Below are 13,701 nucleotides of genomic sequence, written 5' to 3'. Positions count from 1 at the left end.
GCCTGAACCGCCGTATACGGAACCGTACGTACGGTGGTGTGAGAGGACGGCGGGTGTGAACCCGCCTCCTACTTGATTTTGTGATTACATCCCTAAATATGGGATGTGTATTTATATATTGAGATTATCTCCAAGTCAGCGCTATAGTCGTCGCCAGTGCTCCACGACCTCACTGTCAATAACAACTCAGGTGAAGCGATGCAGGCGCAATTGATCGCGCTCGATTGGGGGACTACGTCCTTGCGAGCTTACAAACTTGGCGCGGCCGGTACGGTGCTCGACCAGCGTGGCCTGTCCTACGGCATCATGGCCCTGCCCGACACGCCACGGGTCATTCACGGCCAGCTGTGTGACGACCGCTTCGAACTGGCCTTCGACGAAGCCTGTGGCGATTGGCTCGACGCCCAGCCCGGCATTCCAGTGATCGCCTGCGGCATGGTCGGCAGCGCGCAAGGCTGGCGGGAAGTCCCGTACTGTCCAACCCCGACTCAGGTTTCCGGCCTCGGCGGCCAGTTGCAGCGGCTGCGCAGCCAGCGCGGTGTCGATGTCTATCTGGTGCCCGGGGTGATTCAGCATTCGCGCTTGCCTAACGTCATGCGCGGCGAGGAAACCCAGGTGCTCGGCGTGCTCGAAGACCTGCCGGCCGAACGCCGTGACGCGCCCCTGCTGATCGGCCTGCCGGGTACCCATTCGAAATGGGTCCAGGTGGTCGAGGGCCGCATCCAGCACTTCGATACCTTCATGACCGGCGAGGTCTTTGGGCTGCTGTGCGCCCACTCGATCCTCGGCCGCACTCAACAGCGCAGCGAGCGCTTCGATCTGCAGGCATTCGACTGCGGGGTACAGGTGGCGCTGTCTGCCGCTGGCGATCTCGGTGTCCTCTCCAACCTGTTCAGCGCCCGCACCCTGGGCCTCACCGGGCAGTTATCAGGCGCGGAGCAGGGCGATTACCTCTCAGGCTTGATGATCGGCCACGAACTGCGGGCGGTGGCCGAGGCTCAACGTCGCCAGGCATCGGGCGCGCAGCTGCCCGACGTGGTGCTGATCGGCAGCGATGCGCTGTGCGAGCGTTATCAGCGTGCCTTGGTCGATGTCGGCTTCAGCACCGTGAGCCGTGCCCCCCAGGCCACCGAGCGGGGTTTATGGAGCCTGGCCTGCGCGGCCGGGCTGGTCACTTCTTCGTTCAAGGATCTTCGACATGCCTGACATTCATAGCAACGATCTTCTGGCTCAGGCCCTTGCCAACAATGGCTTGATCGCCATCCTGCGCGGCCTGCAACCGAGTGAAGCCGCAGCCATGGGCGAGGTGCTGTATGGCGCGGGCCTGCGCATCATCGAGGTGCCGCTCAATTCCCCACAACCGCTGCAGAGCATCAGCATTCTGCGCGAGCTGTTGCCGGCCGACTGCCTGATCGGCGCCGGTACCGTGCTGGATCCGGCCCAGGTGGCGCAGGTCAAGGCAGCGGGTGGCCAGTTGATCGTCATGCCCCACAGCGACCCGGCTGTATTGCGCGCCGCCAAGGCCCAGGGCATGTACCTGGCGCCCGGTGTAGTGACCCCCACCGAAGCCTTCGCAGCGCTAGCGGCCGGCGCCGATGTGCTCAAGCTGTTCCCCGCCGAGGCACTGACGCCGGCGGTGGTCAAGGCGCTGCTGGCAGTGCTGCCCAAGGGCACGCGGCTGGTGCCGGTGGGTGGCATCACCCCGGACAACATGGACGCGTTTGTGGCAGCCGGGGTCGCCGGTTTCGGCCTCGGCTCCGGGCTGTACAAGCCGGGCATGAGCGCCGCCGAAGTGGGCGAACGAGCCCGCGCCTATGTGGCCGCCTGGAACGCCCTGCAAAACTGAAGAATCTCCAGAACATCGACAAGAGAAATAAACGATGAAAATCACCAAGCTCACCACCTATATCGTTCCTCCGCGCTGGCTGTTCCTCAAGGTCGAGACCGACGAAGGCGTCAGCGGCTGGGGCGAGCCTGTGGTCGAGGGGCGTGCGCACACCGTGGCGGCCGCCGTCGACGAACTGTCCGACTACCTGATCGGCAAGGACCCCCGCAACATCGAAGACATCTGGACCGTGCTCTATCGCGGCGGCTTCTACCGTGGCGGGGCGATCCACATGAGCGCCCTGGCCGGTATCGACCAGGCGCTGTGGGACATCAAGGGCAAGGCCCTGGGCGTATCGGTCAGCGATCTGCTCGGCGGGCAAGTGCGTGACCGTATCCGCGTGTATTCCTGGATTGGCGGCGATCGCCCCGCCGATACCGCCCGCGCGGCCAAAGAAGCGGTGGGCCGGGGCTTTACCGCAGTGAAGATGAACGGCACCGAAGAGCTGCAGTTTCTCGACACCTTCGACAAGGTCGACCTGGCCCTGGCCAACGTCGCGGCCGTGCGTGATGCCGTGGGGCCGAACGTCGGCATCGGCGTCGACTTCCATGGCCGGGTGCACAAGCCCATGGCCAAGGTGCTGATGAAGGAACTCGATCCCTACAAGCTGATGTTCATCGAGGAACCGGTGCTCAGCGAGAACTACGAGGCGCTCAAGGAACTGGCGCCGCTGACCAATACGCCGATTGCCCTGGGCGAGCGGCTGTTTTCCCGTTGGGATTTCAAACGCGTGTTGAGCGAAGGCTATGTCGACATCATCCAGCCGGACGCCTCCCATGCCGGCGGCATCACCGAAACCCGCAAGATCGCCAATATGGCCGAAGCCTATGACGTCGCCCTGGCCTTGCACTGCCCGCTGGGGCCGATCGCGCTGGCGGCTTGCCTGCAGCTCGACGCGGTCTGCTACAACGCCTTCATCCAGGAGCAGAGCCTGGGCATCCATTACAACGAGAGCAACGACCTGCTCGACTACGTCACTCGTCCCGAGGTGTTCGACTACGACAACGGCATGGTGAAGATCCCCAACGGCCCGGGCCTGGGTATCGAAATCAACGAGGAGTACGTCAAGGAACGCGCTGCCATCGGCCACCGCTGGCGCAACCCGATCTGGCGTCATGCCGATGGCAGTTTCGCCGAGTGGTAACGGGGCCGGACACCTGCTGCGTAGCGAGGGGGCTTGCCCCCGATAATTGAATCAGCACCACCGATGCGCCTGATGCACCGATATCGGGGGCAAGCCCCCTCGCTACACAAAAATAACAAGAGGTATGTGCGATGCAGACTCGAACCCTGGCCGCTTCGGCCTCGGCGGCGACTTTGGCCACGCCCAGTCGCAAGCGCTTCTTCATCATGGTGCTGCTGTTCATCACCGTGGTGATCAACTATCTGGACCGCAGCAATCTGTCCATCGCCGCGCCCGCGCTCACCAGCGAGCTGGGGATCGACCCGGTGCATGTCGGCCTGGTGTTTTCGGCCTTTGGCTGGACCTACGCGGCCATGCAGATCCCGGGTGGCTGGCTGGTGGATCGGGTGCCGCCGCGTATTCTCTACAGCCTGGCGCTGGCGTTGTGGTCGCTGGCCACGGTGATGCTCGGCTTTGCGGGCAGCTTCGTCGCGCTGTTCGTGCTGCGCCTGGCGGTCGGGGCGCTGGAGGCCCCGGCCTACCCGATCAACAGCCGCGTGGTCACGACCTGGTTCCCTGAGCGCGAGCGGGCCACCGCCATTGGCTTCTACACCTCCGGGCAATTCGTCGGGCTGGCGTTCCTGACGCCGGTGCTGGCTTGGCTGCAGCAGACGTTCGGCTGGCACATGGTGTTCGTCAGCACAGGCGTGCTGGGCGTCGTCTGGGCCGGGGTGTGGTATTGCGTGTACCGCGAGCCGCGGGATTTTCGTGGGGTCAACGATGCCGAGGTCGCGCTGATCCAGGAGGGTGGCGGGCTAGTGGACATGCAGGCCAAGGCGGCGAAAACCAAGGCCGCCTTCAGCTGGCGCGACTTAGGCATCGTGCTGTCGCAGCGCAAGCTGTGGGGCATCTACCTGGGCCAGTATTGCCTGAACTCGACCCTGTGGTTCTTCCTGACCTGGTTCCCGACCTACCTGGTGAAGTACCGCGGCATGGACTTCATCAAGTCCGGCCTGCTGGCATCGGTGCCGTTTCTGGCGGCCTTTGTCGGGGTGCTGTGCTCGGGGTTCTTTTCCGACTGGTTGATCCGTCGCGGTGCCAGTATCGGCCTGGCGCGCAAGTTGCCGATCATTGGCGGTCTGTTGATCTCGACGGCCATCATCGGTGCCAATTTCGTCGATTCCACACCGCTGGTGATCGCTTGCCTGGCGCTGGCGTTCTTCGGCAACGGCCTGGCCTCGATCACCTGGTCGCTGGTCTCGACCCTGGCGCCCGCCCGGTTGCTGGGGCTGACCGGTGGCATGTTCAATTTCATCGGCAATCTGGCGGCGATCAGCACGCCCATCGTCATCGGCTTTCTGGCCACCGGCGACTCCTTCGCCCCGGCCATCACCTATATCGCCGTGACGGCGTTGGTGGGGGCGCTGTCGTACATTTTGCTGGTAGGCAAGGTCGAACGCATCGTGCTGCCGGGCGAGTCCGAGCCGCGTCCGTGAGCCGGCTGGTGCTCCGAGTAGCAGATGCCCATAATGAGCGGGCATTTTCATCGGCTCAGACAAGGCGTTTTCATGCAGGATGATGCATCCAGACCAGGCAAAGACACGCCGCCGACAGGGACGCAAACCCTGTTGCGCGGCCTCGCCGTAGTGCAGGCGGTAGCGGCGGGCGCACGTGATCTCAAGGCGATCGCCCAGCACATCGGCACCACGCGCAGCACCACGCACCGGCTGGCCAGTTGCCTGGTGGAAGAGCGTTACCTGCGGGTGTTGCCGCAAGTGGGTTACCTGCTGGGGCCGCGGCTGATCGAGCTGGGCTTTCAGGCGCGCGAGGAAGTGCCGCTGGTGGCGCTGGCCACCGGGTATCTGGACGAGCTCTCGCAGCTCACCGGCGACACCGTGCACCTGGCGGTGCGCGATGGCGACGAAGTGCTCTACCTGCACAAGAACCCCGGCCGCAACGGCCCGGAAATGCGTTCGCGGGTCGGCCATCGCATGCCGTTGGCTCGCACCGGGATCGGCAAGGCGCTGCTGCTCGACAGCAGTGAGCAGGAATGGCAGCGCCTGTACTTGAGCAGTCTGCCAGTGGGGGAGGTGCACAGCGGCCGACCCAATCATGTCGAGCAGACCTGGGCGCAGGTGCTGGAGCGGATGCAGACTTATGTGGCGGGGGGGTATGCCTTCGATCTGGAGGATAACGAACCATCGATTCGCTGCGTCGCCGCGCCGATTCGCGAGGTGGGCGGGCAGATCGTCGCGGCCATCAGTGTCGCGGGCACGGTGCCTTATATGCCGCTGGAGAAGATGCGCGAACTGACGCCGCTGGTGCAGAAGGCTGCGCGTAGCATCAGTGCCGAATTGGGGGGCTGAGTTGCCGTTGTTGCGGTGGTGTCTGTCCGGGCGCCTTCGCGGGCAAGCCCTGCTCCCACAGTGTGCACAGCCCCCGCGGCGTACACCTGTAGGAGCAGGGCTTGCCCGCGAAGAGGCCGGTACTGCCGACGCAAATATCAAGGCAACACGTCCCAGCAAAGTCCCACAGTGTGCACAGCCCCCGCGGCATACACCTGTAGGAGCAGGGCTTGCCCGCGAAGAGGCCGGTACTGCCGACGCAAATATCAGGGCAGCACGTCCCAGCAAAGTCCCACAGTGTGCACAGCCCCCGCGGCGTACACCTGTAGGAGCAGGGCTTGCCCGCGAAGAGGCCGGTACTGATTACGCCTTCAGCGTTGCCATGTCGATGACGAAACGGTACTTCACATCGCCCTGGATCATGCGCTCGAAGGCTTCATTGATCTGACGGATATCGAGCATTTCGATATCGCAAGTGATGCCGTGTTCGGCGCAGAAATCCAGCACTTCCTGGGTCTCGGCGATGCCGCCGATCAAGGACCCCGCCAGCACTCGGCGCTTCATCACCAACTTGCCAGCATGCACCGCAGGGTCGATCGGTTCGATCAGGCCCACGAGGATGTGCACGCCGTCGAAGCGCAGGGTGTCCAGGTAGGGGTTGAGGTCGTGCTGCACCGGGATGGTGTCGAGCAGAAAGTCGAAACGTTCTGTCGCGGCCGCCATCTGCGCCGCATCGGTCGACACGATGACATGATCGGCGCCCTGACGACGGGCTTCTTCGGCCTTGGCCGCGGAGCGCGTGAACAGGGTGACTTCCGCGCCCATGGCCTTGGCGAACTTGATGCCCATGTGGCCCAGGCCGCCCATGCCGAGGATGCCGACCTTGTCACCGGCCTTGACGCCGTAGTGCTTGAGCGGCGAGTAGGTGGTGATGCCGGCGCAGAGGATCGGCGCGGCGCTGGCCAGGTCGAGCTTGGCCGGGATGCGCACGACGAAACGCTCGCTGACCACGATCGCGTTCGAGTAGCCGCCCATGGTGGTGGTGCCGTCGATGCGATCGGGGGTGGCGTAAGTCATGGTCGGGCCTTCGGAGCAGTATTGCTCCAGGTCCGCCTTGCACGCCGCGCAGTGGGCGCAGGAGTCGACCATGCAGCCGACGCCGACGGTATCGCCGACCTTGTACCCGCTGACGCTGGCACCGACGGCGGTGACCTTGCCGACGATCTCGTGGCCCGGCATCAACGGGTACATGGCGATACCCCACTCGTTGCGTGCCTGGTGGATGTCGGAGTGGCAAACGCCGCAGTAGAGGATCTCGATAGAGACATCGTCGGCGCGCAGGGCGCGACGCTCGAACTTCATGGGCGCCAGTGGGCTGGTAGCGGTTTGAGCGGCGTAGCCGATTGCAGTGAACATGGTGATACCTATGCAGCAGATTTAGCCGCCCATTGTCCCCTCCTGGCGGAATCGCGACCATGGCGATTCCTCCGGCGGCCTTGTCCATTCCTCCGAAAGTCAAACGATTCAGCCAGTCGCTTTATTGAAATCTGCGATCATGGGCATGTCCAATCCTCTGGTAAGCCTCTTGTCATGTTGACCCGTCACCTTGATGCCAACGCCACAATGGTGTCGTTGATTCAGCCCTTGGCAACCTATTCCGGTTTTATCCCCACCTTGCTGCCCGACGTGCAACTGGTATGCGCCTATGGCCATGTCGCGCGCTGCCCGCAAATCTACGAGCCGAGCCTGATCGTCATCGCTCAAGGCAGCAAGGTTGCCTATCTCGAAGGCCGCACCCTGGAGTACGGCGCCGGGCACTACCTGGTGCAAGCACTGCCGGTGCCGTTCGAGTACGAGACCTTCGCCAGCCAGGAGCAGCCGCTGCTGGGGGTGTACATCCGCTTCGATCGCGCCATGCTTGCCGAGCTGGTGCTGGAAATGGGCGAGGAGGGCGCGCCGGCCGCACAGGCGCAGACACCGGCGTCGATGGTCTCGGCGGTGCTCGATGCGCCCATGCGCGAGGCGGTGGAACGCTTGCTGCAGTGTCTGCGGGACCCACTCGAGTTGCGGATCATGGGTCGTGCGCGGCTGCGCGAAGTGCTGTTCGCAGCCTTGCGCGGCAGCCAGGGAGGTGTGTTGCGCGCGCTGGTGCAACAACAGGGGCAGATGGCGCGGGTGGCGGCTGCGCTCAATCACCTGCACCAGCATTTCAGCGACAACCTCGACGTTGCGACCTTGGCGCGTTTCGCCAACATGAGTCCGTCGACCTTCCACGAGCACTTCAAGCGCACCACGGATCTGTCGCCGTTGCAGTACCTCAAGCGCCTGCGCTTGCTCAAGGCGCAGCAACTGCTGGCCGCCGAGGGGCTAGGGGTGGCACAGGTGGCGCATCGGGTCGGGTATCAGAGCTCCTCGCAGTTCAGTCGCGAGTACAAGCGTTATTTCGAGCGCAATCCCGGCCAGGAAGCTGTGCAACTGCCATGAAAAAGCCCCCGCAACACCAGGTTGTGGGGGCTTCTCGAGCAAGGGCGTTTACATGTTCGGGTAAGTCGGCCCGCCCGCGCCTTCCGGGGCGACCCAGGTGATGTTCTGCGAAGGATCCTTGATGTCACAGGTCTTGCAGTGCACGCAGTTCTGGGCGTTGATCTGGAAACGCTTCTCGCCATCTTCTTGAGTGATCACCTCGTAAACGCCGGCCGGGCAGTAGCGCTGCGCGGGTTCGTCGTACAGCGGCAGGTTGGTGCCGATCGGAATGCTCGGGTCCTTGAGCTTGAGGTGGCAGGGTTGTTCCTCTTCGTGGTTGGTACTGGAGAGGAACACCGAGCTGAGCTTGTCGAAGCTGAGCTTGCCATCGGGCTTGGGGTAGGCGATTTTCTGTGAGTCGGCGGCGAGCTTCAGGCAAGCGTAGTCCGGCTTGGTGTCGTGGAGGGTAAAGGGCAGCTTGCCGCCAAACCAGTTCTGGTCGATGTAGTTGAACGCACCACCGATGAAGGTGCCGTATTTATGCAATGCAGAGCCGAAGTTGCGGCTGCGGAACAACTCGTCGTGCAGCCAGCTCGCCTTGAAGCCATCGACGTAGCCCTGCAATTTGTCGCCACCTTCACCGCCCGCCAGCAGCGCATCGGCCACCGCCTCGGCGGCCAACATTCCGGACTTCATGGCGGTGTGGCTGCCTTTGATCTTCGCGAAGTTGAGCGTGCCAAGGTCGCAACCGATCAGCGCGCCGCCGGGGAAAACCATCTTCGGCAACGAGTTCAGGCCGCCTTTGCAGATGGCCCGAGCGCCGTAGCTGATGCGCTTGCCGCCCTGCAGATACTGGGCGATGACGGGATGGTGCTTGTAGCGCTGGAACTCGTCGAATGGCGACAGGTAAGGGTTGCTGTATGACAGATCGACGATCAGGCCGACCACCACCTGGTTGTTCTCCAGGTGATAAAGGAAGGAGCCACCCTGGTTGTCGTTGTCCAGCGGCCAGCCGGCGGTGTGTACCACCAGGCCTTGCTCGTGCCTGGCCGGGTCGACTTCCCAGATTTCCTTGAGGCCGATGCCGTAATGCTGGACGTCGGATTCGTTGTCGAGCTGGTAGCGGGCGATCAGCTGTTTGCCGATGTGCCCGCGGCAGCCCTCGGCGAACAGGGTGTATTTACCGCGCAGTTCCATGCCAGGGGTGTACAGGCCTTCCTTGGGGTTGCCTTCGCGGTCGACACCCAGATCGCCGGTGATGATCCCGCGGACTACGCCGTTGTCGTCGATCAAGGCTTCCTGAGCGGCGAAGCCGGGGTAGATCTCCACCCCGAGGTTCTCGGCCTGCTGCGCGAGCCAGCGGCACAGGTTACCCAAGGAGATGATGTAGTTACCCTGGTTGTGCATGGTCTTGGGCACAAAGGCGTCGGGAATCTTGCTGGCCCCCTCCGCGCTCTTGAGCAGATAGATGTCGTCGCGCTTGACCGGAGTGTTCAGCGGCGCGCCGAGCTCCTTCCAGTCCGGGAACAGCTCGTCGAGCGCACGGGGTTCGAACACCGCGCCGGAAAGGATGTGGGCACCGACTTCAGAGCCTTTTTCGACCACGCAGACGCTCAGCTCCTGGCCGGCCTCGTTGGCTCGCTGTTTCAGGCGGCAGGCGGCGGACAGGCCGGACGGGCCAGCGCCGACCACGACCACGTCGAACTCCATAAATTCGCGTTCCACGGATATCTCCTGTTCAAGGCTCATCGGTTTTTCTAATTAGAGGGACGCCTGCTGTCATCAACCTCCGCTGTAGCGCGGGTAATGATGGACTACACGGCAGGCTTTCCAGGTTGCGCATTATATCTACACCACCGCAGAGGTCCAATACAAACGTTTGTTTGAAATTAACCATCCCCCGGATAATCAGGGCGAAGCAGGTGTGACCGGCCAGTTTCGCTGGTTGACCCTATGGTGCGATGCGGTCAAGATACGGACGGTTTACGTTTACCCGCAGGTGAACGTAGTGCATCAGGGCTTCTCTAAAAACCAGGCCTCGCCATGCTGCAGCCGCCTTCGCAGGCCCGCCGAACGCCTGTTGCGCCGTGTGTAGTGAAGTTTACACATCGCGACAGCCAGTGACTCGCGGCTTTTCGCCGCTTGCCAGCGAACGGGCGAGAAAAAGCTGAATTTTTCTTGGCTGCCAACGTTTTAAAGGTGCCTTGTGCCCATGAACACTCGCCCGGTACTGCCCCGGGCGATCTTCTTACACCGGAGAGTAACGAGGAATCCATGAAGGTTCTTGTAGCTGTCAAACGAGTGGTCGACTATAACGTCAAGGTTCGCGTCAAAGCGGACAACTCCGGCGTCGATCTTGCGAACGTCAAGATGTCGATGAACCCTTTCTGCGAAATCGCCGTTGAAGAAGCGGTGCGCCTGAAAGAAAAGGGCGCGGCCAGCGAAATCGTCGTGGTCACCGTAGGCCCGAGCACCGCCCAAGAGCAACTGCGCACCGCGCTGGCGCTGGGTGCCGACCGTGCCATCCTGATCGAGCACGCCGAAGAGCTCACCTCGCTCGGCGTTGCCAAGCTGCTCAAGGCCATTGTCGACAAGGAGCAGCCACAGCTGGTCATCCTCGGCAAGCAGTCGATCGACAGCGACAACAACCAGACCGGCCAGATGCTCGCCGCGCTCAGCGGTTACGCGCAGGGCACCTTCGCCTCCAAGGTCGAAATCAATGGTGACAAGGTCAACGTCACTCGTGAAGTGGACGACGGTCTGCAGACCGTCGCCCTGAATCTGCCGGCGATCGTCACCACCGACCTGCGCCTCAACGAGCCGCGCTACGCGTCCTTGCCCAACATCATGAAGGCCAAGAAGAAGCCGCTGGAGACCGTCACCCCTGACGCTTTGGGCGTGTCCGTGGCGTCCACCACCAAGACCCTCAAAGTCGAGGCGCCTGCGGTCCGCAGCGCTGGCATCAAGGTCAAATCGGTGGCTGAACTGGTCGAGAAACTGAAAAACGAAGCGAAGGTGATCTGAGAATGACTATCCTGGTGATCGCTGATTACGTAACCGAAGGTCAAGCCCACACCGGCGTTGCCCCTTCGACCCTGAACACCGTGGCCGCTGCGCAGAAAATCGGTGGCGACATCCACGTGCTGGTCGCCGGCACTGGCGTCGCGGCCGTGGCTGAAGCCGCTGCAAAGATCGCTGGCGTCAGCAAGGTGCTGGTCGCGGATAACGCCGCTTACGCGCACCAGCTGCCCGAAAACGTCGCGCCGCTGATCGTCGAGCTGGCTTCCGGCTATAGCCATGTGCTGTCTGCTGCCACCGCCAACGGCAAGAATATTCTGCCGCGCGTTGCGGCTCAGCTGGACGTCGACCAGATCTCCGAGATCGTTTCGGTGGAGTCGGCCGACACCTTCAAGCGTCCGATCTATGCCGGTAACGCCATTGCCACCGTGCAATCGAGCGCTGCCATCAAGGTCATCACCGTACGCGCTACCGGCTTCGACGCCGTTGCCGCCGAAGGTGGCTCGGCTACCGTCGAAGCGGTAGGCGCTGCGCACGACGCGGGCAAATCATCCTTCGTCGGTGAAGAGCTGGCCAAGTCCGATCGTCCTGAGCTGACCGCTGCGAGCATCGTCGTTTCGGGCGGCCGCGGCATGCAGAACGGTGACAACTTCAAGCAGCTGTACAGCCTGGCCGACAAGCTCGGCGCCGCGGTGGGTGCCTCCCGCGCCGCCGTCGACGCCGGTTTCGTGCCCAACGACATGCAGGTCGGCCAGACCGGCAAGATCGTCGCACCGCAGCTGTACATCGCCGTTGGTATCTCTGGCGCGATCCAGCATCTGGCCGGCATGAAAGACTCCAAGGTGATCGTCGCGATCAACAAGGATGAAGAAGCGCCGATCTTCCAGGTGGCCGATTATGGGCTGGTGGCGGATCTATTCGAGGCGGTGCCTGAGTTGGAAAAGCTGGTTTAAGCTGAACTCAAGATATCGATAAAGCCCGCCTTGCAGAAGTTGTCGAGAAGACAACCTCGGTAAGTCGGGCTTTTGCTTACGCGTCGGATTGTGATGCGACACGCGCGGCGGCGTTAATGTAGGAATTATACGCTTTTAACATTATCTCGCGGAATTTGCTGTCGTCGATGTTATCGAGTTTGCTGGAAAGTACCTTATAAATATGTTCTTGACTATGTATGGAGTGCGCAGGTAAATGCGTAGTTAGTTCGGCGATGATCGCTTGGATTGACTGGCTGCTGTCAACGATACGATTTTTTATTGAAACGAGTTCCGGGGCCGGGGTGTGCCGCATCAAATATCTGAAAGCCTTGTCCAGGTCATTGATGGTCTTCGTCGTGGTTTGCTGCAGGTTGTATAGAATGTTCAGCGTCACCGGTTGTTTTTTGTCGAGTAGCGACTCCAAGTTGCTCGCTTGCCCCTGTTGGCGTGCATACTTGGCTGGCCGAAACAATTCAAGCAAGCGTGAATGTTTGCTGACTGGTTTAAGTTTCTGGCCGTCAAAGCGCATTACCGTACTTCGGGGGAGCGTTGATCCGTCAAGATCTGCAATGCAGGCCATGAGCCTAACACGGGGAGGTGTGATTTTCGAGTCCGATGGCTGTGTGTGCGCCTGGTGCAGGGGGGTGCCTATCCGCAGGATACGCTGCACAGCGTTGCTGGCGCTTTTCAAGCAGGCCTGTAATTGCGTTGTGGGTCTCGTTGGTGGCTGGGGGGTGAACGAGCGGTTAATTTGAGTCACGCTAGGGAAAATGCAGCACGGTAACGGCATGAACATCGCTTCCTTCGTTATAAGTGGTTGAATTAATTACAGAGGCCCCATTGTTGTGTGTATTGATTTGGTTTCTAGGTCCAATAGCCCTGTCCAGGGCGGCGAGCGCCGCTCTTGTGGCTTTCAAATCTGCCGAGGGCAGGGCCGCAATGGGTTGAAATTTAGCTGTCCTGGCGGGCGATTTGTTTACCTCAAGATGATAATTTATCAGCGCTGCAAGATATCCTCTTTCGCGTGTAACGTGCTTCGTGCCTTGGGGGTTGATGAATCGGCTTAATCTGGTCTGTTTGGGCGCTATTTCAATCCGCGCAAGATCAGGGTTCGTGGCATTTTTAAGGAGATAATCAAACTCGTTTGTTGAGTTTTGAATGCGTCGAAGCGTATTGACAAGATTGTCGTGCAGTGCAGGCAGGTTCAGAGAATAATTGGGTTGTACTAGCTTGTTAGATCCGAGAGGGCTTGAAGTAGAGCTTGCAGGTGACATATGAAAAATCTCAAAGAACTTTACGACAATTAGGCTCCTGTCCTTTGTGGCGCGGCTATCATTAAACGCTCGTCTTAATTTCTCTTGAGCGATTCTTGATAGTGGCCCGTTGCCCTATCCCGTAACGTTTCGAAAAAACAAGGATGAAGCGCTCGCCCTGATCGCGAGCGCTATGCCAGGGAAGCCCTATTTGAATACCCTCTCGTGTATCCCGCGTTCCTGCACTTATGCCGAGTCCAATGTCGGTAATCTTCGCGCTCCAGACCGTCCTCATCGTTGCCGCGACGAGCTCAAAAGCGTTAGGCAATGCGCTGCTGGCAATGCGTGGGGCGCCGAACCCTTCGACCTGCCGTTTATGGAGATCGATGATGAAATCGACGAGCAAGGTCATGTCCACACTCTCCATCTGATGGTTCGTGGCCCGCAGGGACTTTCCCGTCGATTGCGCTGCTGCGCGCGCATCCACTTCACGCTGTTCGTCCACGTCCCTGGCTGGGCGGTGACGCTGCCCGACAGCATTTCCCGCGCCCGCTGATCTCTTCGTCATCATTCCATCAGGATTCTCCCTGCGCAAAACCCGAACATACCGCCCTTGAAACATTCCCGAGGTTGAAAAGGG

Annotated in this window: 13 protein-coding genes; 8 read left to right on the top strand and 5 right to left on the bottom strand. The window is 61.3% G+C overall.

From position 1 onward, the window contains the following. Window positions 1-198: 198 nt before the first annotated feature. The 5 genes from AC3WJP_RS04370 to AC3WJP_RS04350 all read left to right on the top strand — a co-directional run bounded on the left by AC3WJP_RS04370 (window position 199) and on the right by AC3WJP_RS04350 (window position 5,374). Window positions 199-1,206, top strand: coding sequence for a 2-dehydro-3-deoxygalactonokinase (locus AC3WJP_RS04370; RefSeq protein ID WP_493724585.1), 1,008 nt, complete (start codon window positions 199-201; stop codon window positions 1,204-1,206). Next, on the top strand, window positions 1,199-1,846 hold the full coding sequence (locus tag AC3WJP_RS04365) for a 2-dehydro-3-deoxy-6-phosphogalactonate aldolase (RefSeq protein ID WP_493724586.1): 648 nt from the start codon (window positions 1,199-1,201) through the stop codon (window positions 1,844-1,846). The genes AC3WJP_RS04370 and AC3WJP_RS04365 overlap by 8 nt, the downstream gene beginning before the upstream one ends. A 34-nt stretch (window positions 1,847-1,880) precedes the next feature. Beyond that, window positions 1,881-3,029, top strand: a complete 1,149-nt coding sequence (gene dgoD / locus AC3WJP_RS04360; RefSeq protein ID WP_493724587.1) for a galactonate dehydratase — start codon at window positions 1,881-1,883, stop codon at window positions 3,027-3,029. 131 nt (window positions 3,030-3,160) lie between these two features. Continuing rightward, a complete protein-coding gene (locus tag AC3WJP_RS04355) occupies window positions 3,161-4,504 on the top strand; it encodes an MFS transporter (RefSeq protein WP_493724588.1) in 1,344 nt (447 codons plus the stop codon). 72 nt (window positions 4,505-4,576) lie between these two features. Next, window positions 4,577-5,374: an IclR family transcriptional regulator gene (locus AC3WJP_RS04350; protein WP_493724589.1), complete on the top strand. Its 798-nt coding sequence runs from the start codon at window positions 4,577-4,579 to the stop codon at window positions 5,372-5,374. 342 nt (window positions 5,375-5,716) lie between these two features. Here the strand turns inward: AC3WJP_RS04350 and AC3WJP_RS04345 are convergent, their stop codons facing one another. Continuing rightward, window positions 5,717-6,769 (bottom strand): NAD(P)-dependent alcohol dehydrogenase, encoded by a 1,053-nt coding sequence (locus tag AC3WJP_RS04345; protein ID WP_493719990.1) that lies wholly within the window; start codon window positions 6,767-6,769, stop codon window positions 5,717-5,719. Between the two features lie 174 nt (window positions 6,770-6,943). Here AC3WJP_RS04345 and AC3WJP_RS04340 point away from each other — a divergent pair, with 174 nt between their 5' ends. Next, window positions 6,944-7,837: an AraC family transcriptional regulator gene (locus AC3WJP_RS04340; protein ID WP_493719989.1), complete on the top strand. Its 894-nt coding sequence runs from the start codon at window positions 6,944-6,946 to the stop codon at window positions 7,835-7,837. Between the two features lie 48 nt (window positions 7,838-7,885). Here AC3WJP_RS04340 and AC3WJP_RS04335 read toward each other — a convergent pair whose 3' ends face one another. Further along, window positions 7,886-9,541, bottom strand: coding sequence for an electron transfer flavoprotein-ubiquinone oxidoreductase (locus tag AC3WJP_RS04335; RefSeq protein WP_493719988.1), 1,656 nt, complete (start codon window positions 9,539-9,541; stop codon window positions 7,886-7,888). 549 nt (window positions 9,542-10,090) lie between these two features. Between AC3WJP_RS04335 and AC3WJP_RS04330 the strand changes: the two genes are divergently transcribed. After that, window positions 10,091-10,840 (top strand): electron transfer flavoprotein subunit beta/FixA family protein, encoded by a 750-nt coding sequence (locus tag AC3WJP_RS04330; RefSeq protein ID WP_493719987.1) that lies wholly within the window; start codon window positions 10,091-10,093, stop codon window positions 10,838-10,840. Between the two features lie 2 nt (window positions 10,841-10,842). Then, window positions 10,843-11,787 carry an electron transfer flavoprotein subunit alpha/FixB family protein gene (locus AC3WJP_RS04325; protein WP_493719986.1) on the top strand — a complete coding sequence of 315 codons (945 nt, stop codon included), beginning with the start codon at window positions 10,843-10,845 and terminating at the stop codon, window positions 11,785-11,787. Window positions 11,788-11,863: 76 nt separating this feature from the next. Here the strand turns inward: AC3WJP_RS04325 and AC3WJP_RS04320 are convergent, their stop codons facing one another. From AC3WJP_RS04320 to AC3WJP_RS04310, 3 genes are all read right to left on the bottom strand, one after another. Beyond that, window positions 11,864-12,337 (bottom strand): hypothetical protein, encoded by a 474-nt coding sequence (locus AC3WJP_RS04320; RefSeq protein WP_493719985.1) that lies wholly within the window; start codon window positions 12,335-12,337, stop codon window positions 11,864-11,866. Between the two features lie 232 nt (window positions 12,338-12,569). Further along, on the bottom strand, window positions 12,570-13,082 hold the full coding sequence (locus tag AC3WJP_RS04315; protein ID WP_493719984.1) for a hypothetical protein: 513 nt from the start codon (window positions 13,080-13,082) through the stop codon (window positions 12,570-12,572). Window positions 13,083-13,143: 61 nt separating this feature from the next. Next, a complete protein-coding gene (locus AC3WJP_RS04310) occupies window positions 13,144-13,473 on the bottom strand; it encodes a hypothetical protein (protein WP_493719983.1) in 330 nt (109 codons plus the stop codon). Between the last annotated feature and the right edge of the window lie 228 nt (window positions 13,474-13,701).

This window comes from Pseudomonas sp. GW821-FHT01A09 (assembly GCF_058986725.1).
The sequence above is the reverse complement of the archived record's forward strand: the minus strand, read 5'-3'. Positions and strand labels throughout refer to the sequence as shown.